The sequence below is a fragment of the Martinezella rhizogenes genome, assembly GCF_007002745.1.
Lineage (GTDB): Bacteria > Pseudomonadota > Alphaproteobacteria > Rhizobiales > Rhizobiaceae > Agrobacterium > Agrobacterium cucumeris.
This window is the reverse complement of the sequence record NZ_SGNY01000002.1, coordinates 730,115-752,329: the sequence shown is the minus strand read 5'-3', so window position 1 is coordinate 752,329 and position 22,215 is coordinate 730,115. Positions and strand designations below refer to the sequence as shown.

Here is a 22,215-nt window from a genome sequence, read left to right as displayed (position 1 = left end):
AACCCATGTGACAGATATGTATGCGCCCGCCGTGTTTCAAGCGAACGCTGTGTTCACACATGCGTTATGTTCCGGCGGGACTGTCTCTGACCTGTTTAACTTTCGAACGGTAGATTCGTTCCGAAAAACCGCCAAGGCCGGAGCGTACCATCAGCTCATACATAACCCGCCGCCGCATGGGATTGTGCAGGCGCATGACTTTGGAACCGAGGAACTGCGTCTCCACATGGCCAAGCGCCTGTAGATCGGGGTCGGTGGCAATTGCGCCCGCATAAGTCGCGTGAAATTCCCGGCGGCAGACATAGGTTTTATATTTTGTCATGCTGAAGCAGACGAGGCTATGGCCATGGGTGCGCAGAAAATCGGCGACACCCACCGTTACCTCCGGCCAGGCCGGATTGAAGGTATCGTCGAAAACGATGATGCCGTGCGGGGCGATCACCTCCATCGCCAGTTTCGCATCCGCCAGCACGTGATGCAGGTGGTGGCCGCCATCGATGCTGAAGAAGCGCGCCGGGCCGATGCGTGAGGTGATCTCGGTAGGTGCCAGCCGGGTGCTGTCGCCCCTGATGATCAAGTCCTCGTCCATGGCAAAACCCAGCCGGCGGCCATTTTCCATCAGCCGCTCATATTGATCGAGGCTGCCATCTTCGGGCGGATCAAGATCGAACAGATCGACGCCCAGCACCTTTTCCTGTGTCTGGGCGAATTTGCGCAGCAGGAAATAGGAACGGCCATAATAGACACCGATTTCCGCCATGCCGCCGTTGAGATCATCCCGCGTCTGCGCCTGCAGCAAAGCCTTGAAGACAAGCGCATCGGGTGGGTCGATATAACCTTCTATGCTGCGTAAATCCTGAAATATGAACCGGCGGTCTTCGATATTCATGCGCGATAGATCCCGTCATCATGCCGGTTCCGTTGAGGCTTTAGCATCGAACGGACGGCGTTGCCTGCGGCGTCGGTTATTCGGCAAGCCCGGCGTGCGGCCACGATGTTTACGGGGACGATTGCAAGCTTTGCGGGGGCCGAGGAGGTGCGACGATTGAAGCGAAATTGGGGCGGTCTACAAAAAGGACCGACTGCGGAATATCGCTATCCGCTAATCTTTTTTTATTATCCGGGACTTCCGGCGAGATATATGGCGCGGTTTTTTTGACCGCGCCATACCAGTTTTTAGCTGCGCAGGGCTTCAAGCAGCTCTTGCATATCGTCAGGCATGTCGGTTTCGAACTCCATCACCTCGCCGGTGCGGGGGTGTTCGAAGGCCAGCAGATAGGCATGCAGCGCCTGCCGCGGAAAGCGGTTGACGGTGCTTCTGGCCGGTTCTTCCAAAAGGTTCGCCTTGGTGCGGAAGGACGCGCCATATTCGGGGTCGCCGATCAGCGGATGGCCGATATGGGCCATGTGCACGCGGATCTGGTGGGTGCGCCCGGTTTCCAGGCGGCACTCCACCATGGAGGCGAGGCAGGAAGCGTCAGGCCGTTCATGGAAGCGTTCCATTACCTCGTAATGGGTGATCGCTTCGCGGGCGTCATCGGTATCTTCACGTTTGACGGTACGTTTGGTGCGGTCGGCGCCGCGGCCAAGGGCAGCATCGATGGTGCCGCGCAGGGTGCGCGGGCGACCCCAGACGACGGCCTTATAGGCCCGCTCCAGCGGCCCGGTGCGGCCGTGATCGGCAAATTGCGCGGCAAGATGACGGTGCGCATTATCGTTTTTCGCCACGACCATGACGCCGGAGGTTTCCTTGTCCAGCCGGTGCACGATGCCGGGGCGCTTTACGCCGCCAATGCCGGAAAGGCTGTCGCCGCAATGGTGGATGAGGGCGTTGACCAGCGTCCCCGTCCAGTTTCCGGCACCCGGATGCACGACGAGACCGGCGGGCTTGACGAGCACGATAAGGTCTTCGTCCTCATATTCCACGTCGAGCGGAATATCCTCGCCCTGCGGTACGGGGTCTTCCGGCTCCGGCATGACGATTTCGATGCGATCGCCCGGATGCACCTTCTTTTTCGGCTCGGTCACGGGCTTTCCGTTGAGAAGAACCGCGCCCTGTTCGATCAGCGCCTTCAGGCGGCTGCGTGACAGATCGCCGCCAACTTCGCCCACCAGCCACACATCGAGGCGGCCTTCGGCATCTTCCCCGGCAATCAGGACTTTCCTTGCGTCTCCGCCTTGTTTAAAGGGGTCGTTCATTGTTATTTTTCCGATCCATCAGCATTTCAGGGAACCCGATGACGCAGATCGAGCCAGACGAACAGGAAGACAAGCCGCTTGATCCGGCCGTGGAAAAAGTTCGCCGCAAGATGATCCGTTTGCAGATCGTGTCGGGCTCCGTGATGTTTATCAGCCTTATGGCCGTCTTCGGTGCGGTTGTCTACAAGGCGATGGGGCCGTCGAAAACCGTTCAGACGCAGAGTGCTGCGCCAAATCTTGCCGTTCCAACCGGTAACGGCCCGCTGGCCGTCACCGCCAGCCTGCCGCAGGGCTTTGTGATCGACAATGTCAGCTATTCCGGCGGCGACATGCTGTTTTATGGTCGGCTTGCCAATGGCACCCGCAAGGCGCTGGTCTTCAACGTCGCGGCCGGCCGTTTTCTGGCCGATGTGACTGTTGATGCCCAGTGAGGGCAACGAGGGTGTGCTGCTGGATGGGCGGGCGCTGATCCCGGTCGAAGATCCGGCCGATTCACGCATCGCCGCCTTTCGCGATATTCGCGAGCGCGACCTGACCGGGCGTCAGGGGCGCTTCATCGCCGAAGGCACGGTGGTGCTGCGCATGCTGGCCACCGCCCACAAAGCGGGCGGCGCCTTTGCGGCGGAGAGCATTCTCATCCTCAAAAACCGGCTTGCCGGCGTTGCCGATATTCTTGCCGATTTCCCTGATGATGTTCCCGTCTATGTGGCCGAAGCGCCGGTGCTTGACGGCATCGTCGGTTTCCACCTGCATCGCGGCATTCTGGCGCTCGGCCGCCGGGTGGAGCGTGATGGGCTGGGGGACATGACGGCAGCACTTCCCGCCGCCTCGCTGGTGCTGGTGGGCTGCGGCATTTCCAATCACGATAATCTCGGCGCGATGTTCCGCAACGCGGCGGCGTTTTATGCCGATGCGGTGCTGCTGGACGAGACGTGCTGCGATCCGCTCTATCGCAAGGCGCTCAGGGTCTCTGTCGGTTCGGTACTGTCGGTGCCCTATCATCGCGGCGGCGGCGCGGTGGCGATGCTGGAGCGGCTGTCCGAGGCCGGTTTTGCGATCTGGAGCCTTTCGCCAAACGGCGAGACCGAAATCCGCAACATTCCCCGCTCCGAGCGCATGGCGCTGGTGATCGGCACGGAGGGCGAGGGGTTGCCGCAATCGGTGCTGTCTCGGTTTCATACCGCGCGGATTGCACAGTCGCCGCAGCTGGATAGCTTGAATGCGGGCACGGCTTCGGGGCTGGCGCTTTATCAGATGGCGGGGGTTATGGGGCGGGTGTGATCGGGCGGTATCAATATGTGCCGGGAGGCTTACAGTTAACTCTGTGTATGCCGCTTCACCCCCCTCTGCCCTGCCGGGCATCTCCCCCACAAGGAGGGAGATCGATACGCGGCGAGGTTTCGACCATCTCAACGTTTGTGAATTCGGCGATCTCGACATTTAAGAATGAAGTGGCTGTAGTGCGTCTTGCCGATCTCCCTCCTTGTGGGGGAGATGCCCGGCAGGGCAGAGGGGGGTGAAGCGGCAAACTCTGCCCTCACCCTTCCCGCTTCCCCATCAACGCACCCGCCCGCGTCGCAAGGCTCTCCCGCGCAGACGAAGCGGAAGCCTTGGCCAGCAACCCCGGAATAGGCGATTTCTCACCCTCCTGCGCCGCCGTCAGTGCAATCATCCTTGCGGCGATCCTTGCGATTTCGCGGCGGATTGGTCCGTCATTGCCGGTGCCGCGCACATTCAGCAGGCGTTCGGTGAGCGCCGTGCCCTGATTGCGGATATCTTCTATTTCCTGCTCCAGACCTTCCGGCGAGGGTGTGGTCGGCTCAGCCACGGGGGAGATTGCGGCCTCATCTGTGGCCACCGCCTGTGCCAGCTCCTCCGTAACGACGGGTGCCGTTTGGGGCGCGGCGGCGGGGGCAGGGGGTGCCGGTTGCAACTGGCTCGCCGGTGTCTCGGCCGGCACGGCGGGGTTCGGCAGGCGAATGATCATGTCGTTGCTGCGGCCGCCGGTTGCCGCAAGCTGTTCCTTGAGGCGGGCGACTTCCTGATTGCGCAGCGTCAGCATCGTATCGAGATCGGCATTTTTCGCCATCACGGTAGCGACCTGGTCTTCCAGTCGGGTGACCTTGCGGCTTTCGCGCGCAACCGCCGTCATGGCTTCCTTGTTGCGGGCCGCCACATCCTGCAATTCGCGGGTGGCGGTCTCGCCTTCCTTGCGGAAGCGCGTGGCGCTCTGTTTTGCCTGCTCGGCCTCCAGATCGCGGGTGGCGGCGGTGATTTTCGAATCATCCAGTTCGCGCGTCAGATTGGTGAGACGGGCGGTAAGATCAGACATCTGGGCGGCGCGCTCGTTGGCGGCCTGTTCCTGTTGCGTGAGGCTTGCGGCAATCGCACCGGCGCGTTCCTCGCTGGTATCGAGGGCGGCGCGCAGTTCGCCGATCTCCAGCGTCAGCTCTTCGATTTTCAGCGAAAAGCTGCGGTTCTGTTCGCCCAGCCGATAGGCATCGCTGGAAGCTGCCTCGTTGGCGAGGCGCAGCGAGGTGTTTTTCTCCCGCTCGGTATCCAGTTCCTGACGGACCTTGGCGTTTTCGGCGGCGTAAAGCGCACGCGCCATATCCTTCTGGGCGCGGACTTCCTGCGGGCTGATGGGCATGGTCGCGCGCAGGCGGTTTTCCGTATAGGCGACGATGCGGCGGTGGATCGCGGGTGCAATCAACAGGGCCAGCAGGGTTGCGGTGAGAAAACCCAATCCGAAAAGAATGGCATATTCGATCACGCGGGACAGTCTCCGAAACTCAGATACGCGCGCATTCGGAAAGAGGAGCGCGAAAGCACGTTACGCTATTATTGCAACCGTGGGGAGGGGTCTCCCGGCAATTGCACAGGCGGTGTCGGCGCCACTTGTTTCTTCTCCCCGAGGGGAGAAGTCCGCGGCAGCGGGATGAGGGGGGTAACGGTCGCGATATACGGAGAGCTAGCCCCGTCATTCGACCCTTCGGGCCACCTTCTCCCCGGCGGGGAGAAAAAACCCGCCGCAATCTCCCGTCCTATATGCCACGGTTGGCTCCGCTGCACCTCGACTTCAGCGAATCAGAAGGGGTTCCAGGTCGGCTGCTGGGTGAGCTTCAAGTAACCGACATTGATGCCGAGGCGCGCGCCGATGCCGGTGCGGATGGGGGCGAGTGTCACGTCGCTGCTCTTCAGATAGGTCATGCCGACGCCGGCGACGATGAAGGCGGAACCGCTGACGCCACCATAACGGCGGTAAAGCGCATCGACGGAGGGAAGATTATAGACCAGCATCATGGCGCGGGTACCCTGACCGCCATAGTCCAGCCCGAGCGACGGGCCCTGCCAGAAAACCGGGTGCTGGCCGGCATTCTTGGTATAAAGCGTGCCCTCGCCATAGGTGAGGCCGGCAACGAAGGCGCCGGAGCCTTCCTGGCCAAGAATGTAACCGTTCGGAAGTCCGTATTGCTGGAAGGCGCGCTCCACCACCTTGGCAAGGCCGCCGGTGGTTTCACCGAAGAATCCGTGGCCTGCATCCACGACTTCCTGGATGGAATATTGATCGCTGGTCTGGGCAAAGGCCGGTGCGACCCACATCAAGAGGCTCGCAAGGAGCGCGAAAATCTTTCCCAGTCCGAGGCGTGCAATGGTGCGGGTTTTCGTAAGGCGCATCGTCATGTCCGTCCGTCTGTTTCGTTAACGCATCAGCCCGAAAAACCGAATCGATTTTCGCAAGGGCCGATGCGTAGAGTCAAAGTTCTACAGCATCTGTCGTGCGTCCTAACGGATACACGGGGCTCCAATGTGGCCTGTTAAGGCATTTGGCATTTTGAAACCATCCTATTAACAATCGGTTTACCAAATATGGTGTCATTATGGCTTAACAATTTCCACACCGTCCGCGCCTCCCTTGCGCAGGAGAGAATTTTATGACGAGCAAACTCAATATCACGCTGTCCGGTCCCGATCTGGCGGCTCTTCTGTGCAGTCGCGTGTGCCATGATGTGATTTCTCCTGTCGGTGCCATCAATAACGGCCTCGAATTGCTGGACGAAGGCGGCACGGATGACGATGCGCTCGATCTCATCCGCACGTCAGCCCTTAACGCATCCGTGCGGCTGAAGTTCGCCCGGCTCGCTTTCGGCGCCTCCGGTTCCGCCGGTGCTTCCATCGATACCGGCGAGGCCGAAAAGGCCGCGCAGGATTTCGCCGCGGCTGAAAAGAAGGCTGAAGTCAGCTGGAACGGTCCGCGCGCTATCGTTCCGAAAAATCGTGTCAAACTTCTGCTCAACCTCTTCCTTGTCGCTTATGGCGCAATCCCGCGCGGCGGCAATGTGGATGTGCTGCTGGAAAGCCCCGACGGAGACGCCAAGTTCGAAATCACCGTCAAGGGTCGGATGATGCGCGTTCCCGCCAAGTTCGTGGAGATTTACGAAGGACGGCTGGAAGAGGCGGTCGACGCCCATTCCGTGCAGCCCTATTACACGCTGCTTCTGGCGGAAGAGGCCAATATGGCGGTGGAATACAAGGTGCATGAAGACCGCATCGTCTTTACCGCAAAGACGATCGCCGAGTGACCGCTTTGCGGATGTGATTTTACGAAAAGGCCGGGACTGCGTCTGCCGACGCGCCGGCCTTTTTTCGTTTTGGGGAGCACGTTCATGGTTCGTCTGACAACAGCCCGTCTCATCCTTCGGCCACAGGCCATCGGGGATGAAGCGCTTTACCGCGCTTTCTGGCAGGCGGATGTTCCACCGATCGAGGGGCTGGCCTCGATTGCGCCGCTGGATGCGGAACTCGCCTTCGCCCGCCTTTTGCGCTTCATCGGCCATTGGTCCGTTTATGGATTTGGTCCCTTTGTGGTGGAAGAGCGCGCCACGGGACGCATCGTCGGCGAAGTGGGCTTTGCCCATATGCGCCGCGGACATGGCGCTGATTTTGACACGGTTCCCGAGGCAATGTGGAAGATCGATGCCGCACTGAACGGCAAGGGTGTCGCGACCGAGGCCGTGGAAGCCGTGACCGGCTGGTTCGACGGCAGCGGAATTTCGCAACGGACCGTCTGCATGATCGATCCGCTGAACAGCCCTTCACTGGCCATCGCTGCCCGATTCGGCTTTCGGCCATTCCGCGAAACGACGTTCCGCAAATCCCCGATCCGGCTTTTCGAACGTGTGACTGAGGTTTAGACGATTGCGTGAAGGCGCTGCCTTGATCGTGTTTCAGTCCGTCCTGAAACCCGTTTGAGGTCTCGGGCAGCGGCGGTTTGAGCCAAGGGGTTGGTGCATATCAACTCCTGGAGCATCTCATGCGTAATTTCCTTCTGGCGACAATTGTCATCTTCTCCCTTGCTCCCGCCGCGATGGCGGAAAGCACTATCGGTTTCAGGCAGATCAAATTGCCTGATGATGCAGGTGCAAGAGCGCTCAATGTCTCATTATGGTATCCGGCCATTCCATCGGAAAAAACGGAGATGGTGGGTGAAAACGCCGCCTTTTACGGCCTTCAGGTTCAACCGGGTGCTTCCTTTCCGCTCGGTTCCCGCCCTCTCGTTCTGCTCTCGCACGGGTTTGGCGGAAGCTGGCGCAATCTGAACTGGCTTGCCGGAGAACTTGTGCAGGACGGTTATGTCGTGGCTGCGCCGGATCATCAGGGCGAATCATTTACCGAAGAAAATGCAGCCGAGGTCATCCCTTTATGGGAACGACCACGCGATATCGGCAGAACGCTGACGGCACTTCTTGATGATGATCGGCTGGCCGGCGAGATCGACAGGACGCGCATCGCCGTCATCGGCCATTCGCTTGGCGGCTGGACCGCGATGGAACTGGTGGGAGGCCGCTATAGCGCCGAACTCGCCTTGAAGGACTGCAATGCGGGGAAAGCGCCACCGCAATGCAAGGCGCCGCGGCTGCTGGCCAAGGTCGGCATCGTCGGCGGTGGCAAGGCCGATCCGCGCCTTTCGATGGATTTGCGGGATATCCGCATCCGCGCGGCCATTGCGCTCGATCTCGGCCCGGCCGCCGGATTTCTGCCGGAAACGCTTGAGGGAGTGGATGTGCCGGTTCTGGTTCTGGCTGCCGGTGTGGAAACGCCTGAGATCGCCGCGATCAGGGCCGATTCCGATTACATCGCCCGGCATCTGCCAAAAACCACGACGGTCTATCGGGAGATACCGGATGCCAGCCACTTCAGCTTCATGCAGCTGTGCAAGCCCAATGGCGAAAAAATCGTCGAAGAGATGTCACCGGGCGAAGGTTTCGTCTGCCGGGATGGCGGGGGCAGGGGCCGGGCTGAAATCCACGCACAAATCGCGGAGACAATCGGCGGCTTTCTCAAGGAGAAACTGCATTAGGAGGGTTGTCCGCCCGATAGTTGGGGGGACGCCTTGCGGAAACCTTTCGGCTCTCCGCAGCGCCTCGATCCTTCAAGCGGCGTTGAGCGGGTAATATCGAAAAACGAGATCTTCCGGGTCGCTGCGCGGCGCGGATGGGTCGGCAGAACCACCGATTCGCCTGGCGACGGCTGCCGATTTGCTGTTTTGCGGCGATACGTAACTCACCAGTGTCGGCAGCCTCAGGGTTTCGAAGGCCCAGCCGCGCAGCTTTATGGCGGCTTCGGCGACATAACCTTTGCCCTCGTGCCCGTCATAAAGCAGCCAGCCCAGTTCCTTTTCGGGAAATAGCGGGCCGTGATTGATGCCGACCTGGCCGATGCATTCCCCCGTTTCATCAAGCTCGATCATCAGCGCCCCGTGGCCGAAGAAGTGCCAGTTGGCCAGATCGTGACAGAACACACCCCATGTCGACGGCAGGTCGTAGGGGCCGCCGACGCCGAGGGAGCGTGGTGATGTCATGAAGGCCAGATAAGCGGGGAAATCCGCCATGGTCTGCGGGCGCAATGTCAGGCGTTGGGTTTTAAGGGTCGGGATAGGGTGGTTCATGGCATTGGTCCTTTTTGGGAGTGCCAATATGCGCTTTCTGTTGCGTCTGAATGAAGCGGGCGTGTTTCGGCTTTGACGCACAACAAAAAACCCGCTGTCGCCAGCGGGTCTTTTAAAACTGTCCTGTTCTTATAGGAGATCAGGCGGTTTCGAGGAATTCCGTGGCGCCGTCAGGCTCGCGCAGAACATAGCCGCGGCCCCAGACGGTTTCGATGTAGTTTGCGCCGCCTGCGGCATTTGCCAGCTTCTTGCGCAGCTTGCAGATGAAGACGTCGATGATCTTCAGTTCCGGCTCGTCCATGCCGCCATAAAGGTGGTTCAGGAACATTTCCTTGGTCAGCGTCGTGCCCTTGCGCAGCGAAAGCAGCTCGAGCATCTGATATTCCTTGCCGGTCAGGTGAACGCGCTGGCCACCCACTTCAACCGTCTTGGCATCGAGATTGACGATCAGCTCGCCGGTGGAAATGACCGACTGCGCATGGCCCTTGGAACGGCGGACGATGGCGTGAATGCGGGCAACAAGCTCGTCCTTGTGGAACGGCTTTGTCATGTAATCGTCGGCGCCGAAGCCGAGGCCGCGCACCTTGTCCTCGATGCCGGCCATGCCGGAGAGGATGAGGATCGGCGTCTTGACCTTGGAAAGGCGCAAGGTTCTCAACACTTCATAACCCGACATGTCAGGCAGGTTGAGGTCGAGAAGAATAATGTCGTAATCGTAGAGCTTGCCAAGGTCCACGCCTTCCTCGCCGAGGTCGGTCGTGTAGACGTTAAAGCTTTCCGACTTGAGCATCAGTTCAATGCTCTGCGCTGTCGCGCTGTCGTCTTCAATCAGTAGAACCCGCATAATTATCCCCTTTGCCGCCCGCGAACCGGTAAAACATTGCCTCGCGCGATGCGGATCCAGACGTTGCCTGATTTGCAGGCTGCCACCAAATGGTTAACAAATTCTAATTGCCTTTGGCAAGGTGTATCGAATTTATTAAGCAAAGAAGGCATTTCTCTGTTTTTGCACGTGAATCCACCATCGCCAAAATTGAAGCTTAACGTGAGGATTTCCCGCTAAGTGATTCAATCGACTCTCACATCGTCTGGCCCATTTTTTGGACCTGGCATTTACCGACCCTTAAATGATCGTGTTTATCATTAACGATGCCCGTAAACGAAAGGTTAACGACGGTGGTTTTTTATTAACGTCGGGTAACTTTTAAGAATCATTCCGGCACAGGAGTTAACCTTTGCGGAGTGACGGGCGGGTTAAACGGGCCGATCAGAGTGGCATAGTGCCTTTTTGATCCGGGTCTCGCTATCCATGGAGTATTGCGTATGAAGTCGCGTGACAGCCTGGTTCGCCTGAAGGAATTTCAGGTCAATGAAAAACGCCGGCAGCTTAACCAGCTGCAGCAGATGATGTCCGAATTCGAGCGGATGGCAAAGGAACTGGTGCATCAGATCTCGCTGGAAGAGAGCAAGTCGGGCATTACCGATCCGACACATTTTGCCTATCCGACCTTTGCCAAGGCCGCGCGCCAGCGGGCGGATAATCTTCAGGTCTCGATCCGGGAACTGAAGGCCCAGCAGGAAGCCGCCGAAGCTTCGCTGGAAGAAGTGCAGGCCGAATATGAAAAGGCCGCTGCCCTCGAAAACCGCGACGGAGCAATCCGCGCCCGCGCCTGACATCAGGCGTATAATCGGACGAATGATCGTCCTCATTGACGGCTGCCGGTGGATCAGGAGGCGGCTTTCAATGACGGGATGACATGCATTTTTTTAAAAGGCCGCCCTTTGAGGGCGGCCTTTTGTTTTGGCGGGGTACCCCGTGTCTTTCCGCGGGACGGCGGCGCCGGATTTTTATTGTCCGGGTATGGGGAAAGGCGTAATTTAAGCGGGTTCCGACCGTGAGCCGGAGGCTTTGCGTGCGCGCCTCAAGCGGGCGCGGACGGCTATGGCAGGGAGGGAAAAATGGCCCGCCAATATATTGATTGCCGCGAATTCCCCAGTGACAGCAAATGCACGATCGCCATCTCCGCCGATTCTCCGGAAGAATTGATGGAGGCAGCGGTGCACCATGCCGTGGCTGTGCATGGGGCCAAGGATACGCCTGAATTTCGCGAGGAGGTCCGCCACAGCATGCATGCGGGAACGCCGCCGCTGAAGGTGGCGTGACGCGCATTTATGAATGACGCGATATTTGGAACGGCCGTGAGGGATCGGGCGTAAGCCGCGTGTTTCTTCTCCCCGCCAGGGAGAAGTCCGCGGCAGCGGGATGAGGGGGCAAGCTCTCAGTTTATCGCTAGCGTTGCCCCCTCATCCGACCCTCCGGGCCACCTTCTCCCCGGCGGGGAGAAGAAACATGAGGCGACGCTTGCGATCATTCTGCCCTCAGACAGAAGATAAAGCCGCCTTACCCCTGGATAACATCCGCCCATTCTTTATGGCGCAGCGCCTGGGCCTTGAAAAACGGGCAGAGCGGAATGATTTTCCAGCCGCCCTTGCGGGCCTCATCAATTGCGTGGGCTGCGAGCGCCTGGCCGACGCCTTGGCCGCGCAGCGCATCGGGCACGCCGGTATGATCGATGATGATAAGGGTGGGGGAGGTGCGCGAATAGGTCATCTCGGCCTTGTGGCCATCGACGGTTGCCGAATATTCGCCGTGCGATCCGGTTTCGGTTGTCTTGATATCCATGATGTGCGCCTCCTTGCTGTTCGTATTGGCCACTGTAACGGCTTGCGCCTGAATTGAAACAGCGGGAAAGCGAACGCAGCGGACACAAACCGGCGACAATCATTTTACCGTAAGACTGGCATGCTGTGCGGGGAAATCCGAAATCAAACCAAATGCTCCGTCGAAAGTCCGACGGAGCATTTTGATAATTCGGTCTGGGCGCGTTACCGCGCCAGCGCAATATCAGTGGCGATATTGCTGAATGCGCGTGGTGCGCAGGCCGGCAAGGCCATGATCGGAGATCGAGGACTGCCAGGACAGGAATTCTTCAACGGTGAGCGTATAACGCTCGCAGGCTTCCTCGAGGCTCAACAGTCCTCCGCGTACCGCTGCAACCACCTCCGCCTTTCTGCGAATGACCCAGCGTCGGGTATTGGCAGGCGGAAGATCCGCGATCGTCAGAGGGCTGCCATCGGGGCCGATGACATATTTAACTCGTGGGCGTATCATTTCGGTCATTGGACACTCTATACAAACTCAAGACCATATGACGGGAACTTTAGCCCCGTACCTTTAAAAATTGCCTAAGCAGGTCGTGACAATTTATTAAGAATTTGAACGGTTTCGCCTGATTTGTTCGAGTCGCCTTATTTTGCCGGGAAAAAATTTTTCCAAAAATCGCAATTTTTCTCACTCGCCGGTTGTTTCCATCAAAGCGCCGCAAGCGAAAGGCACGTTTTCCCGCTGCCCTGGGCAAATTCTGCCGTTCCCTCATGCTGCAGCCGCAATCGGTCGCCGACATTGAGCGGAAGGATGGATGTGGCTGACTGCTGGGTGCCGGTGGCGGAGGCGTTGCCGGCGATGCTGAAGCTGGTCGCCGCACCGTTCACGAACAGCGTTACCCGGTGGCCGGAGGAAGATGCGACGGCAAGCGCCAATACCGCGAGATAGAGGCCTTTTGCTGGAACGACGAGTTCACGCCCGCCGCCATTGACGGCATCGCCAAGCGCAAAGCCGCCCTCGGCGATGAACAGCAGGGAGAAGCCCGCCGCAGAGCCGTTGGCGGGCTTGGTTGTGCCCGCCGGCAGGCCGGCGACGACGAGCGGACGATTGGGCATGGAGACCCGGCCGTCGCCGCTGCACAGGAGTGCCGTGTGCCAGGAGGTTCCGTCCGCACTGGTCTTGATTGAGAACCCGTCATGACCGGCAAGCCCCATTTCCGCCCGGCCGCTCCAGCCGGACTGGAACAGCAGCGAGGCGGTATCGGCCTTTCCCGCCTTGTTGACCGTCAGCCGATGGCTGCCGTCTTCCGGCGTATGGGTGAAGAGGCTGGCGGGGGAGGCGAGTGCCAGACGGTTGGCCGTGTCGGCCTCCGTGCCGATGCCCAGCCTTTCCATCCGGCCGGCGGCGGGCAACGGCATGTCGCGCCAGACGCCGTCGCGCAGGATGCGGTATTTGTCCTCACTGGCAAACCAGGCCGTCCAGCCGGGCTGCGGTGTGATCGAGAGCCACGCGCCATCCTGCCGGAAGGCGAGCCTTCCGCCTTTGCCGGCCCAATCGCCCGTGGCATCCGCGGAGAGGAGGAAGCAGTCTCCTTCCGCCGCATTTTCGGGCGGTGTGGAGACCGTGGCCTTGATGGTGAGCTGCACGACCGCATCCAGCCTTTGCAGGGCTTCGTTGTGGGTGACGTGCTTCTGTGCCTGTGAGGGCAGGATATAGGGAAGGTGAAGTCTCGCCGTCTGGTCCGTCATGGTGTCTCTTTCGCGCTCGGGTATCGTTTGCGAGAGAGTTTGATGCGGTTGGGCGGGGTGGGGATGCGCGGGGATGAGATTATTTTTTGTTGGCGTTGGTGGGTGGAATTTACCCCCCTCTGCCCTGCCGGGCATCTCCCCCACAAGGAGGGAGATCAGCAAGAAGCGCTACTTCCGCTTCATTCTCAAATGTCGAGATGGCCGAAGCTTTGCCTCGAGTCGATCTCCCCCCTTGAGGGGGAGATGCCCGGCAGGGCAGAGGGGGGTGAAGCCGCATACGCCAAAGCGAACAAACCTGCCCAATCATCTCGTCGGTTATCCCGCGATTTCCACCGCCATTGCGCCTTCAGCAATAAAATCCGGATTGGCCAGCGCATCCTCGCCATCGCCCCTTACCGCGTAGGCAAGCAGCCGGCCTTCGCAATCGAGCGTTCGCCCGCCGGCAGCGCGCAGCACGGCGTCGCCGGCGGCTGTGTCCCACATCATGGTGCGGCTGAAGCGGGGGTAGATATCGGCGGCACCTTCGGCCAGCAGGCAGAATTTCAGCGAGGAGCCGACGGAAATGCAGTCTTTCAGCCCGTGTTCGGCCACGAAGGCTTCCGTCTTCGCCGTGCAATGCGAGCGGCTGATCAGCGCCACGGGTGCTGCGCCGCGCTGGCGTGCACGGATGGGGTGGCGCGACAGGATCGCTCCCTCGCCGGAAATGGCGAGCTTTTCCGCCTTGTTGCCTTCACCCGTCCATGCCTGCCAACGGCAGGGGGCATAAACCACGCCGGCAACCGGAGCGCCGTTGCGGATAAGCGCGATGTTGACGGTGAAGTCGTCCTTGCCGGAGATGAATTCCTTGGTTCCATCAAGCGGATCAACGAGGAAGAACTCCATGCCGGTCTCCGGCAGGATGCCGTTTGAGACAGCCTCTTCGGCGATCACGGGAATGTCTGGAAAATGCGCGGCCAGCGCCGCAAGAATGATCGTTTCGGCGCGTTGATCGGCCTCGGTCACCGGCGAGCAGTCATCCTTGTAAGACACGTGCGGGCCGGCGCGATGGACCGCCATGATTGCCTGCCCGGCGTCCAGCGCCGCTTTCGTCAATATGTCGATCATCTCTTTGCCGTTGCCATCCCGTGCCGGGATCTTTCGATCCTCAATGTCGCTACTCCTTTGCCCGTCGCCCGTCAAATAATGGCGGTAGACAAGACTAAAATAAGCATTCCGGCATCATTTTTTCAGCACTTCCTGCCAAAATCATGGCTCTTTTGACCGGGAAAAGGGCAGTCCATGTGGAAATTCCAAATTTTGTGCAGGATCGCCCGTTTTTGACTTCACATTTTTAACGAACACGATATGCATTTTGGGAGTGGGGATACTCGCAGGGGTTCCCCCAATAATTAACATAACGAGGCGTGGCCCATTTGAGGCCATACCCGGGGGAAAGACATGGAGTATTTTATCCAGCAGCTCATCAACGGGCTGACTCTTGGATCGATCTATGGCCTCATCGCTATCGGTTATACGATGGTTTATGGCATTATCGGCATGATCAACTTCGCCCATGGCGATATTTTCATGCTTGGCGGCTTTGCCGCGCTGATCGTTTTTTTGATTGCAACATCATTTTTCGCCGGCATTCCGGTGGCGCTTCTTCTGCTTCTGATGATGGTCGTCGCCATGCTGATGACCGGCCTGTGGAACTGGGTGATCGAGCGCGTCGCCTACCGGCCTCTGCGCGGCTCATTCCGTCTTGCACCGCTGATCACCGCCATCGGCATGTCGATCGCGCTGTCAAACTTCATCCAGGTCACCCAGGGTCCGCGCAACAAGCCGATCCCGTCAATGGTGACGGAAAGCTATCATTTCGGTGCCATCACCGTATCGCTGAAGCAGCTGATCATCATGGTCGTTACTTCGGTGCTGCTGTTCGCCTTCTGGTACATCGTCAACAAGACCCCGCTCGGCAGGGCGCAGCGCGCCACCGAACAGGACCGCAAGATGGCCGCCCTGCTCGGCGTTGATGTCGACAGGACGATCTCCATCACTTTCATCATGGGCGCTGCGCTGGCCGCCGTCGCCGGTACGATGTATCTGATGTATTACGGCGTGGCTTCGTTCAGCGACGGTTTCGTTCCCGGCGTCAAGGCCTTCACCGCGGCCGTTCTCGGCGGTATCGGTTCGCTACCGGGCGCCGTTCTCGGCGGTCTGTTGATCGGCCTCATCGAATCGCTGTGGTCGGCCTATTTCTCCATCGCCTACAAGGATGTCGCGGCATTCGGCATCCTGGCTTTCGTGCTGATCTTCAAGCCGACCGGTATTCTCGGTCGTCCGGAAGTCGAGAAGGTGTGATCCCATGACCAATATCGCTTCCGAAAATGCCGCTTCCAGCCCGAGCCTGATGGCAACGGCGGTGAAGGAGGGGCTGATTGCCGGCGTCGTCTCGTTCGGCATGTTCATTCTCTATATCGGCATCATCACCTATCAGGATATCAATAACCAGCTGATCTGGGGCACCCGCTGGGGGCTGCTGGCGATCTTCGTCGCCGTCGCCGCCGTTGGCCGTTTCCTCGTGGTCGGCTTCTTCAAGCCATCGATGGATCGTCGCAGGCTTGCCAAGGCAAAAACCGGTATTCTGGAAATCTCCGAGAAGAAGGGCTTTTTCCATAAGCACTTCCTCAAGCTGGCGCTCGTCCTGTTGCTGCTTTACCCTGTTATAACAGTGCAATTGTTCGGTTTTCAGGGTTCGTTGAAGTTCGTGGACAATTTCGGCATCCAGATCCTTATCTATGTGATGCTGGCCTGGGGCCTCAACATCGTCGTCGGGCTGGCCGGCCTGCTCGATCTCGGCTACGTGGCCTTTTATGCGGTCGGTGCTTATTCCTACGCGCTGCTGTCCAGCCAGTTCGGCCTGTCCTTCTGGGTGCTTCTGCCGCTTGCCGGCATTCTTGCCGGCTTCTGGGGCATCATCCTCGGTTTCCCGGTCCTGAGACTTCGCGGCGACTATCTGGCGATCGTAACACTCGCCTTTGGTGAAATCATCCGTCTCGTCTTGCTGAACTGGACAGATGTGACGAGGGGCACATTCGGTATTTCCGGCATCGCCAAGGCTTCCGTCTTCGGCATCTGGTCCTTCGATGTCGGTGCGCCGAACAACTTCGCCAAGGCGTTTGGCCTGTCGATGTCATCGGCCTATTACAAGATCTTCCTGTTCTATGTGATCCTGCTTCTGTGCATGCTGACGGCCTACGTCACGATCAAGCTGCGCCGCATGCCGATCGGCCGTGCATGGGAAGCGCTGCGTGAGGACGAAATCGCCTGCCGTTCGCTCGGTATCGATACCGTCATCACCAAGCTCACCGCCTTTGCGACGGGCGCGATGTTCGGCGGTTTCGCCGGTTCGTTCTTCGCCGCGCGTCAGGGTTTCGTGTCGCCGGAAAGCTTCGTCTTCCTCGAATCCGCCGTCATCCTCGCCATCGTCGTGCTTGGCGGCATGGGCTCGCTGACCGGTATTGCCATTGCCGCCCTCGTCATGGTCGGCGGCACGGAGCTTCTGCGTGAAATGGAATTCCTGAAGCACATCTTCGGGCCTGATTTCACGCCGGAACTCTATCGTATGCTGCTGTTCGGCCTCGCCATGGTCATCGTCATGCTGTTCAAGCCGCGCGGCTTCGTCGGCTCGCGTGAACCCACGGCCTTCCTCAAGGAACGCAAGGCCGTGTCCGGCAGCTTTACCAAGGAAGGTCACGGTTGATGGCTTCCGGAACGATGAACATGACATCCAATGCGACTGGCAATACGACTGGCGACACGATCCTCAAGGTCGAACATCTGTCGATGAAGTTCGGCGGCCTGATGGCCATCAACGACTTCTCCTTCGAGGCAAAGCGCGGTGAGATCACCGCGCTGATCGGCCCCAACGGCGCTGGAAAGACCACGGTTTTCAACTGCATCACCGGCTTCTACAAGCCGACGATGGGCATGATCACCATGCGCCAGCAAAGCGGTGAGGCGCATCTTCTCGAGCGCCTGCCGGATTTCGAAATCACCAAGAAGGCCAAGGTGGCGCGCACCTTCCAGAACATCCGCCTGTTTTCGGGCCTCACGGTTCTGGAAAACCTGCTGGTGGCGCAGCACAATGCGCTGATGAAGGCCTCGGGTTACACCATCCTCGGTCTTCTTGGCCTGCCCGCCTATAAAAAGGCGGTTGCGAGCTCGATCGAAAAAGCCAAGTACTGGCTGGACAAGGCCGATCTGACCGACCGCGCCGACGACCCGGCCGGTGATCTGCCCTATGGCGCGCAGCGTCGTCTGGAAATCGCCCGCGCCATGTGCACGGGGCCGGAGCTGCTGTGCCTCGACGAGCCGGCCGCCGGTCTCAACCCGAAGGAATCGCTGGCGCTCAACACGCTGCTGCGCGGCATCCGCGACGAGGGCACGTCGCTGCTCCTCATCGAGCATGACATGTCCGTGGTGATGCAGATTTCCGACCATGTGGTGGTTCTGGAATATGGCCAGAAGATTTCCGACGGCACGCCGGACCATGTGAAGAACGACCCCAAGGTCATCGCCGCCTATCTGGGTGTCGAGGATGATGAAGTGGAAGACGTGATTGCGGAAGAACTCGACGGAGGAGCGGCCTGATGTCCGGTGAACCGCTTCTGAAAGTCCAGGGTGTCGAAACCTATTATGGCAATATCCGCGCGCTCGCCGGTGTCGATGTCGAAGTCAACAAGGGCGAAATCGTCAGCCTGATCGGCGCCAATGGCGCCGGCAAGTCGACGCTGATGATGACCATCTGCGGCAGCCCGCAGGCCCGTGCCGGCCAGGTGATCTTCGACGGCGAGGACATTACGCAGCTGCCGACGCACCTCATCGCCCGCAAGCGTATTGCCCAGTCGCCCGAAGGCCGGCGGATTTTCCCGCGCATGACGGTGCTGGAAAACCTGCAGATGGGCGCCAATCTCGACAACCTGAAATATTTCAAGGAAGACGTCGAGAAGATCTTCGTGATGTTCCCGCGCCTGAAGGAACGCCAGAGCCAGCGCGGCGGCACGCTTTCCGGCGGCGAGCAGCAGATGCTCTCCATCGGCCGCGCGCTGATGGCACGGCCGAAGCTGCTTCTTCTCGATGAACCGTCGCTGGGTCTCGCGCCGCTGATCGTCAAGGGCATCTTCGAGGCGATCAAGAAACTCAACAAGGAGGAAGGGCTGACCGTCTTCCTGGTGGAGCAGAACGCCTTTGCCGCGCTAAAGCTTTCCGACCGCGCTTACGTGATGGTCAACGGCAAGGTGACGATGAGCGGTTCGGGCAAGGAACTGCTGGCTGATCCGCAGGTGCGCGCTGCTTATCTGGAAGGCGGACGGCACTGAAAGATTTTACTTGCGCCGCAAATTTTGCGGCGCAAAACTGCACACGGTGTTCAGCCGAATTCTTCGGGATCAGGGCGGGACGCAAACAATAAAATGCCCACCGGCAAACGGCGGGACGACAGACAAGGCAGGGCCTGGGCATTTTCGCCCGGCACTGATGGGGAAAGAGATGCAGGGCCTTTTTTTCGAGACGGATAGCGGCGTGCGTTATGTTCTGCGCGCACTGGTTGTTCTTCTGGGTTTCTGGACGGCGTGGCGCACGGGCAAATCCGTGGCCGATGGCTGGGGCGATTATACGCGTGTGGTAATCTATACGCTGGCATTGGGGCTGGTGATGCGCTTCCTGCATCACGCGCTCTTCAACGGGCCGTTCATCAACGGCTTTTATTACGTGTTTGACGTCGTTCTTCTTCTGGTCTTTTCCAGCATCGGTTTCCGCATGCGCCGGACAAGCCAGATGGTCAATAACTACTATTGGCTTTACGATCGCACGTCGGCATTTTCCTACAAGAAGAAAGATTGACAGGCGGATTTTTCCGGCTGCACAATGCTCGTCAGAGTGGAACGGTTTCTGTTCGGTTAAGGTGGGTACCGAACAGGTCCTTGCAATCAACCCATCCAAGGAACTGGGAGTAAAGTAATGAAGAAGTCTCTTCTTTCCGCTGTCGCGCTGACCGCCATGGTCGCCTTCGGCGGTTCGGCCTGGGCCGATGTCGTGATCGCTGTCGGCGCACCGCTGACCGGCCCGAACGCTGCTTTTGGCGCTCAGATCCAGAAGGGTGCCGAACAGGCTGCGAAAGACATCAATGCCGCCGGCGGCATCAATGGCGAGCAGATCAAGATCGTGCTGGGTGACGACGTATCCGACCCGAAGCAGGGTATTTCGGTTGCCAATAAATTCGTTGCCGACGGCGTGAAATTCGTCATCGGTCACTTCAACTCCGGCGTTTCCATTCCGGCTTCCGAAGTTTATGCCGAAAATGGCATTCTCGAAGTGACGCCGGCCGCAACCAACCCGGTCTTTACCGAGCGTGGCCTGTGGAACACCTTCCGCACCTGCGGTCGTGACGACCAGCAGGGTGGCATTGCCGGCAAGTATCTGGCCGACCACTTCAAGGACGCCAAGATCGCCGTCATTCACGACAAGACCCCCTATGGTCAGGGCCTTGCCGATGAAACCAAGAAGGCAGCCAATGCCGCCGGCCTGACGGAAGTCATGTATGAAGGCGTCAATGTCGGCGACAAGGACTTCTCGGCGCTGATTTCGAAGATGAAGGAAGCCGGCGTTTCGGTCATCTATTGGGGTGGCTTGCACACCGAAGCCGGTCTGATCATCCGCCAGGCGGCCGATCAGGGCCTGAAGGCGAAGCTGATCTCGGGTGACGGCATCGTCTCGAACGAACTGGCTTCCATCGCCGGTGACGCCGTCGAAGGCACGCTTAACACCTTCGGCCCCGATCCGACGCTGCGCCCGGAAAACAAGGAACTGGTAGAGAAGTTCAAGGCCGCCGGCTTCAATCCGGAAGCCTACACGCTCTACTCCTATGCAGCTCTGCAGTCGATCGCAGGCGCGGCAAAGGCCGCCGGTTCCGTTGAGCCGGAAAAGGTTGCCGAAGCCCTGAAGTCCGGTACTTTCCCGACTGCACTGGGTGACATCTCCTTCGACGAGAAGGGCGATCCGAAGCTTCCCGGCTACGTCATGTACGAGTGGAAGAAGGGCGCGGACGGCAAGTTCACCTACGTCCAGCAGGGCAGCTAAGCCTTTCTGCGTTACACGATCGAAGCCCGGCAGCGATGCCGGGCTTTTTTGTTTGCGACGATGTCTTATCGCCATGGCCCGCCACACTGGAGACAACAAGGCGCGAAACAAACATCTCGCGAAACTGCGATGAGGGGCAGCAATGACGATAAAGCGGGCCTTGTTTCTGTTCCTTGGTCTGACTGCGCTGGCGGCGGTGCTCTTCGGCCTGCACCTCTTCAGCAAATCGCGAACGGTGCAATCATTCGGAACCATCGTCGCCCGGGTCGAAACAGCAAAGCCCTTGGTGGCGCTGACATTCGATGACGGACCTTCGGCGGGCTTCACGCAGGGTGTTCTGGCGGTCCTCAGGGAACGCGGAGTGAAGGCGACTTTTTTCCTGACGGGCAGGGAGACCGAAGAAAACCTGCCGCAGGCGCGTATGATCGTCGGCGAAGGACATCAGGTCGGCAACCACAGCTTTACCCATTCCAACATGACGCTGATGGGGACGGAGCGCATAAGTGAGGAAATCGAGCGCACCGATACGGCCATTCGGGCGGCGGGTTATGAAGGCGAGATCATGTTCCGCCCGCCCTATGGCAAGAAGCTGCTGACTTTGCCCTGGTATCTTTCCCGGCATGAACGGAAAACCATCATGTGGGATGTCGAGCCGGAATCGTTTCCTGAAGTCGCCGGGGATACTGCTGCTTTTGCGAAACATGTGATCGAGCAAACGCAAAATGGCTCGATCATCATCATGCATGTCATGTATCGAAGCCGCGAAATATCCCGGCAGGCCTTGCCCCTGATCATCGACGGTCTGCGCCAACGCGGGTTTGAGTTCGTCACCGTTTCGCAATTGCTGGACAGTCGCTGAGGCCAGTGTTGCTGCGTGCAGGTGCGGTTCAGCCGATCCGCGTCAGGATAAAGTCTGCACGTTCTGCGATGCCCGATTTCGGGAGCACGACGGTGTCGTAGCCAAGCGCGTCATAGTCGTGGAGCAGACGCTCGTATTCCTCGACCGCCGCATCGAAATCGTGCCGGCGCTCGTCATCGCCCCGGTAGATTTCCGGCCAGGGCGGGGTGAGGAAAACCAGCCTGTTGTAGCGATGCGCATGGCGCAATGTATCGATGAAGGCATCGCCGCTGACATGGCGCAGCGCGGAGGCCGCGTCAATCAGGCCACGGTCGAAGAAGACGAGGCCATCCGGCGGCGCCTTTTGCCGGTCTTCGAGTGCCATGGCGATGGCGCGGCGGGCGAAGGCTTCGATGTCGATCCACGGCAGGGCGGTGCCGTTGTTGCGGGTTTCTTCGATGACGATGCGGCGGCCGGGTTCCTCGACAGTGGCAAAACCGCGCCGGGATAGCTCGGCAAGCAGGGTGGATTTGCCGCCGCCGGAGCAGCCGGAAAGGATGAAACGGTTCATGGGTGTTTGTTCCTGTGTTGGGTTCAGCGGATCGGACGGTGATTTTGGGTGGTGGTTTGCCGCGAGTTTCTTCTCTCCCCGAGGAGGAGAAGGTGGCCCGAAGGGTCGGATGAGGGGGCTAGGTTG

25 protein-coding genes are annotated in these 22,215 nt (G+C 59.3%); 14 read left to right on the top strand and 11 right to left on the bottom strand.

What is annotated here, in order from left to right:
- Positions 1-64: 64 nt before the first annotated feature.
- Positions 65-889, bottom strand: a complete 825-nt coding sequence (locus EXN68_RS09350; protein WP_142840540.1) for a class I SAM-dependent methyltransferase — start codon at positions 887-889, stop codon at positions 65-67.
- A 287-nt stretch (positions 890-1,176) separates the two neighbouring features.
- Positions 1,177-2,199 carry an RluA family pseudouridine synthase gene (locus tag EXN68_RS09345; protein ID WP_142840539.1) on the bottom strand — a complete coding sequence of 341 codons (1,023 nt, stop codon included), beginning with the start codon at positions 2,197-2,199 and terminating at the stop codon, positions 1,177-1,179.
- A 38-nt stretch (positions 2,200-2,237) separates the two neighbouring features.
- Between EXN68_RS09345 and EXN68_RS09340 the strand changes: the two genes are divergently transcribed.
- Both EXN68_RS09340 and EXN68_RS09335 read left to right on the top strand, forming a co-directional pair.
- Positions 2,238-2,630, top strand: a complete 393-nt coding sequence (locus EXN68_RS09340) for a hypothetical protein (protein WP_046801500.1) — start codon at positions 2,238-2,240, stop codon at positions 2,628-2,630.
- Entirely contained in the window at positions 2,620-3,480 is an 861-nt protein-coding gene (locus tag EXN68_RS09335) for a TrmH family RNA methyltransferase (protein WP_142840538.1), read from the top strand. Before EXN68_RS09340 ends, EXN68_RS09335 begins: the two co-directional genes overlap by 11 nt.
- A gap of 256 nt (positions 3,481-3,736) precedes the next feature.
- Here the strand turns inward: EXN68_RS09335 and EXN68_RS09325 are convergent, their stop codons facing one another.
- Both EXN68_RS09325 and EXN68_RS09320 read right to left on the bottom strand, forming a co-directional pair.
- On the bottom strand, positions 3,737-4,972 hold the full coding sequence (locus EXN68_RS09325; RefSeq protein WP_142840537.1) for a coiled-coil domain-containing protein: 1,236 nt from the start codon (positions 4,970-4,972) through the stop codon (positions 3,737-3,739).
- A 314-nt stretch (positions 4,973-5,286) separates the two neighbouring features.
- Positions 5,287-5,883, bottom strand: coding sequence for a DUF1134 domain-containing protein (locus EXN68_RS09320; protein ID WP_052818233.1), 597 nt, complete (start codon positions 5,881-5,883; stop codon positions 5,287-5,289).
- A gap of 251 nt (positions 5,884-6,134) precedes the next feature.
- On the opposite strand from EXN68_RS09320, the gene chpT reads away from it, so the two are divergent.
- The 3 genes from chpT (at position 6,135) to EXN68_RS09305 (ending at position 8,560) form a co-directional block, all read left to right on the top strand.
- Positions 6,135-6,782, top strand: coding sequence for a histidine phosphotransferase ChpT (gene chpT, locus EXN68_RS09315; protein ID WP_142840536.1), 648 nt, complete (start codon positions 6,135-6,137; stop codon positions 6,780-6,782).
- Positions 6,783-6,866: 84 nt separating this feature from the next.
- The gene (locus EXN68_RS09310) at positions 6,867-7,394 is read left to right on the top strand and encodes a GNAT family N-acetyltransferase (protein ID WP_142840535.1); all 528 of its coding nucleotides are present in this window, start codon (positions 6,867-6,869) and stop codon (positions 7,392-7,394) included.
- 119 nt (positions 7,395-7,513) lie between these two features.
- Entirely contained in the window at positions 7,514-8,560 is a 1,047-nt protein-coding gene (locus tag EXN68_RS09305) for an alpha/beta hydrolase family protein (protein WP_142840534.1), read from the top strand.
- 72 nt (positions 8,561-8,632) lie between these two features.
- On the opposite strand, the gene EXN68_RS09300 is transcribed toward EXN68_RS09305, so the two are convergent.
- Together EXN68_RS09300 and ctrA are read right to left on the bottom strand one after the other, a co-directional pair.
- Entirely contained in the window at positions 8,633-9,148 is a 516-nt protein-coding gene (locus EXN68_RS09300; RefSeq protein WP_142840533.1) for a GNAT family N-acetyltransferase, read from the bottom strand.
- Positions 9,149-9,287: 139 nt separating this feature from the next.
- Entirely contained in the window at positions 9,288-9,992 is a 705-nt protein-coding gene (gene ctrA, locus EXN68_RS09295; protein ID WP_003491823.1) for a response regulator transcription factor CtrA, read from the bottom strand.
- Positions 9,993-10,471: 479 nt separating this feature from the next.
- On the opposite strand from ctrA, the gene EXN68_RS09290 reads away from it, so the two are divergent.
- Together EXN68_RS09290 and EXN68_RS09285 are read left to right on the top strand one after the other, a co-directional pair.
- Positions 10,472-10,822, top strand: a complete 351-nt coding sequence (locus EXN68_RS09290) for a flagellar export protein FliJ (RefSeq protein WP_003491821.1) — start codon at positions 10,472-10,474, stop codon at positions 10,820-10,822.
- 285 nt (positions 10,823-11,107) lie between these two features.
- The gene (locus EXN68_RS09285) at positions 11,108-11,311 is read left to right on the top strand and encodes a DUF1059 domain-containing protein (protein WP_142840532.1); all 204 of its coding nucleotides are present in this window, start codon (positions 11,108-11,110) and stop codon (positions 11,309-11,311) included.
- 238 nt (positions 11,312-11,549) lie between these two features.
- Here the strand turns inward: EXN68_RS09285 and EXN68_RS09275 are convergent, their stop codons facing one another.
- From EXN68_RS09275 to cysQ, 4 genes are all read right to left on the bottom strand, one after another.
- Positions 11,550-11,831 (bottom strand): GNAT family N-acetyltransferase, encoded by a 282-nt coding sequence (locus EXN68_RS09275; protein WP_142840531.1) that lies wholly within the window; start codon positions 11,829-11,831, stop codon positions 11,550-11,552.
- 222 nt (positions 11,832-12,053) lie between these two features.
- Positions 12,054-12,329, bottom strand: coding sequence for a CtrA inhibitor SciP (gene sciP, locus EXN68_RS09270; protein ID WP_004430042.1), 276 nt, complete (start codon positions 12,327-12,329; stop codon positions 12,054-12,056).
- A gap of 191 nt (positions 12,330-12,520) precedes the next feature.
- Entirely contained in the window at positions 12,521-13,561 is a 1,041-nt protein-coding gene (locus tag EXN68_RS09265) for a DUF2793 domain-containing protein (protein ID WP_142840530.1), read from the bottom strand.
- Positions 13,562-13,876: 315 nt separating this feature from the next.
- On the bottom strand, positions 13,877-14,665 hold the full coding sequence (gene cysQ / locus EXN68_RS09260; protein ID WP_142840529.1) for a 3'(2'),5'-bisphosphate nucleotidase CysQ: 789 nt from the start codon (positions 14,663-14,665) through the stop codon (positions 13,877-13,879).
- Between the two features lie 333 nt (positions 14,666-14,998).
- Between cysQ and EXN68_RS09255 the strand changes: the two genes are divergently transcribed.
- The 7 genes from EXN68_RS09255 to EXN68_RS09225 all read left to right on the top strand — a co-directional run bounded on the left by EXN68_RS09255 (position 14,999) and on the right by EXN68_RS09225 (position 21,539).
- The gene (locus EXN68_RS09255; protein WP_142840528.1) at positions 14,999-15,901 is read left to right on the top strand and encodes a branched-chain amino acid ABC transporter permease; all 903 of its coding nucleotides are present in this window, start codon (positions 14,999-15,001) and stop codon (positions 15,899-15,901) included.
- Positions 15,902-15,905: 4 nt separating this feature from the next.
- Positions 15,906-17,303 (top strand): high-affinity branched-chain amino acid ABC transporter permease LivM, encoded by a 1,398-nt coding sequence (gene livM / locus EXN68_RS09250; RefSeq protein WP_142840527.1) that lies wholly within the window; start codon positions 15,906-15,908, stop codon positions 17,301-17,303.
- Positions 17,303-18,193: an ABC transporter ATP-binding protein gene (locus EXN68_RS09245; RefSeq protein WP_142840526.1), complete on the top strand. Its 891-nt coding sequence runs from the start codon at positions 17,303-17,305 to the stop codon at positions 18,191-18,193. The genes livM and EXN68_RS09245 overlap by 1 nt, the downstream gene beginning before the upstream one ends.
- Positions 18,193-18,921, top strand: a complete 729-nt coding sequence (locus EXN68_RS09240; protein ID WP_142840525.1) for an ABC transporter ATP-binding protein — start codon at positions 18,193-18,195, stop codon at positions 18,919-18,921. The genes EXN68_RS09245 and EXN68_RS09240 overlap by 1 nt, the downstream gene beginning before the upstream one ends.
- A 169-nt stretch (positions 18,922-19,090) precedes the next feature.
- Positions 19,091-19,444 carry a DUF6867 family protein gene (locus EXN68_RS09235; RefSeq protein WP_142840524.1) on the top strand — a complete coding sequence of 118 codons (354 nt, stop codon included), beginning with the start codon at positions 19,091-19,093 and terminating at the stop codon, positions 19,442-19,444.
- Between the two features lie 117 nt (positions 19,445-19,561).
- Positions 19,562-20,680, top strand: a complete 1,119-nt coding sequence (locus tag EXN68_RS09230) for a branched-chain amino acid ABC transporter substrate-binding protein (RefSeq protein WP_142840523.1) — start codon at positions 19,562-19,564, stop codon at positions 20,678-20,680.
- Between the two features lie 142 nt (positions 20,681-20,822).
- Positions 20,823-21,539: a polysaccharide deacetylase family protein gene (locus tag EXN68_RS09225; RefSeq protein ID WP_142840522.1), complete on the top strand. Its 717-nt coding sequence runs from the start codon at positions 20,823-20,825 to the stop codon at positions 21,537-21,539.
- A gap of 28 nt (positions 21,540-21,567) precedes the next feature.
- On the opposite strand, the gene EXN68_RS09220 is transcribed toward EXN68_RS09225, so the two are convergent.
- Positions 21,568-22,089, bottom strand: coding sequence for an AAA family ATPase (locus EXN68_RS09220; protein ID WP_142840521.1), 522 nt, complete (start codon positions 22,087-22,089; stop codon positions 21,568-21,570).
- Positions 22,090-22,215 lie beyond the last annotated feature (126 nt).

What these genes read in the sequence shown, in the direction of transcription:
- EXN68_RS09245 (WP_142840526.1), top strand. Translation starts at nt 17,303, where the DNA reads ATGGCTTCCGGAACGATGAACATGACATCCAATGCGACTGGCAATACG.
- ctrA (WP_003491823.1), bottom strand. Translation starts at nt 9,992, where the DNA reads ATGCGGGTTCTACTGATTGAAGACGACAGCGCGACAGCGCAGAGCATT.
- EXN68_RS09225 (WP_142840522.1), top strand. Translation starts at nt 20,823, where the DNA reads ATGACGATAAAGCGGGCCTTGTTTCTGTTCCTTGGTCTGACTGCGCTG.
- EXN68_RS09235 (WP_142840524.1), top strand. Translation starts at nt 19,091, where the DNA reads ATGCAGGGCCTTTTTTTCGAGACGGATAGCGGCGTGCGTTATGTTCTG.
- EXN68_RS09335 (WP_142840538.1), top strand. Translation starts at nt 2,620, where the DNA reads ATGCCCAGTGAGGGCAACGAGGGTGTGCTGCTGGATGGGCGGGCGCTG.
- EXN68_RS09340 (WP_046801500.1), top strand. Translation starts at nt 2,238, where the DNA reads ATGACGCAGATCGAGCCAGACGAACAGGAAGACAAGCCGCTTGATCCG.
- chpT (WP_142840536.1), top strand. Translation starts at nt 6,135, where the DNA reads ATGACGAGCAAACTCAATATCACGCTGTCCGGTCCCGATCTGGCGGCT.
- EXN68_RS09305 (WP_142840534.1), top strand. Translation starts at nt 7,514, where the DNA reads ATGCGTAATTTCCTTCTGGCGACAATTGTCATCTTCTCCCTTGCTCCC.
- sciP (WP_004430042.1), bottom strand. Translation starts at nt 12,329, where the DNA reads ATGACCGAAATGATACGCCCACGAGTTAAATATGTCATCGGCCCCGAT.
- livM (WP_142840527.1), top strand. Translation starts at nt 15,906, where the DNA reads ATGACCAATATCGCTTCCGAAAATGCCGCTTCCAGCCCGAGCCTGATG.
- EXN68_RS09230 (WP_142840523.1), top strand. Translation starts at nt 19,562, where the DNA reads ATGAAGAAGTCTCTTCTTTCCGCTGTCGCGCTGACCGCCATGGTCGCC.
- EXN68_RS09220 (WP_142840521.1), bottom strand. Translation starts at nt 22,089, where the DNA reads ATGAACCGTTTCATCCTTTCCGGCTGCTCCGGCGGCGGCAAATCCACC.
- cysQ (WP_142840529.1), bottom strand. Translation starts at nt 14,665, where the DNA reads ATGATCGACATATTGACGAAAGCGGCGCTGGACGCCGGGCAGGCAATC.
- EXN68_RS09300 (WP_142840533.1), bottom strand. Translation starts at nt 9,148, where the DNA reads ATGAACCACCCTATCCCGACCCTTAAAACCCAACGCCTGACATTGCGC.
- EXN68_RS09350 (WP_142840540.1), bottom strand. Translation starts at nt 889, where the DNA reads ATGAATATCGAAGACCGCCGGTTCATATTTCAGGATTTACGCAGCATA.
- EXN68_RS09290 (WP_003491821.1), top strand. Translation starts at nt 10,472, where the DNA reads ATGAAGTCGCGTGACAGCCTGGTTCGCCTGAAGGAATTTCAGGTCAAT.
- EXN68_RS09320 (WP_052818233.1), bottom strand. Translation starts at nt 5,883, where the DNA reads ATGACGATGCGCCTTACGAAAACCCGCACCATTGCACGCCTCGGACTG.
- EXN68_RS09345 (WP_142840539.1), bottom strand. Translation starts at nt 2,199, where the DNA reads ATGAACGACCCCTTTAAACAAGGCGGAGACGCAAGGAAAGTCCTGATT.
- EXN68_RS09275 (WP_142840531.1), bottom strand. Translation starts at nt 11,831, where the DNA reads ATGGATATCAAGACAACCGAAACCGGATCGCACGGCGAATATTCGGCA.
- EXN68_RS09240 (WP_142840525.1), top strand. Translation starts at nt 18,193, where the DNA reads ATGTCCGGTGAACCGCTTCTGAAAGTCCAGGGTGTCGAAACCTATTAT.
- EXN68_RS09285 (WP_142840532.1), top strand. Translation starts at nt 11,108, where the DNA reads ATGGCCCGCCAATATATTGATTGCCGCGAATTCCCCAGTGACAGCAAA.
- EXN68_RS09265 (WP_142840530.1), bottom strand. Translation starts at nt 13,561, where the DNA reads ATGACGGACCAGACGGCGAGACTTCACCTTCCCTATATCCTGCCCTCA.
- EXN68_RS09310 (WP_142840535.1), top strand. Translation starts at nt 6,867, where the DNA reads ATGGTTCGTCTGACAACAGCCCGTCTCATCCTTCGGCCACAGGCCATC.
- EXN68_RS09255 (WP_142840528.1), top strand. Translation starts at nt 14,999, where the DNA reads ATGGAGTATTTTATCCAGCAGCTCATCAACGGGCTGACTCTTGGATCG.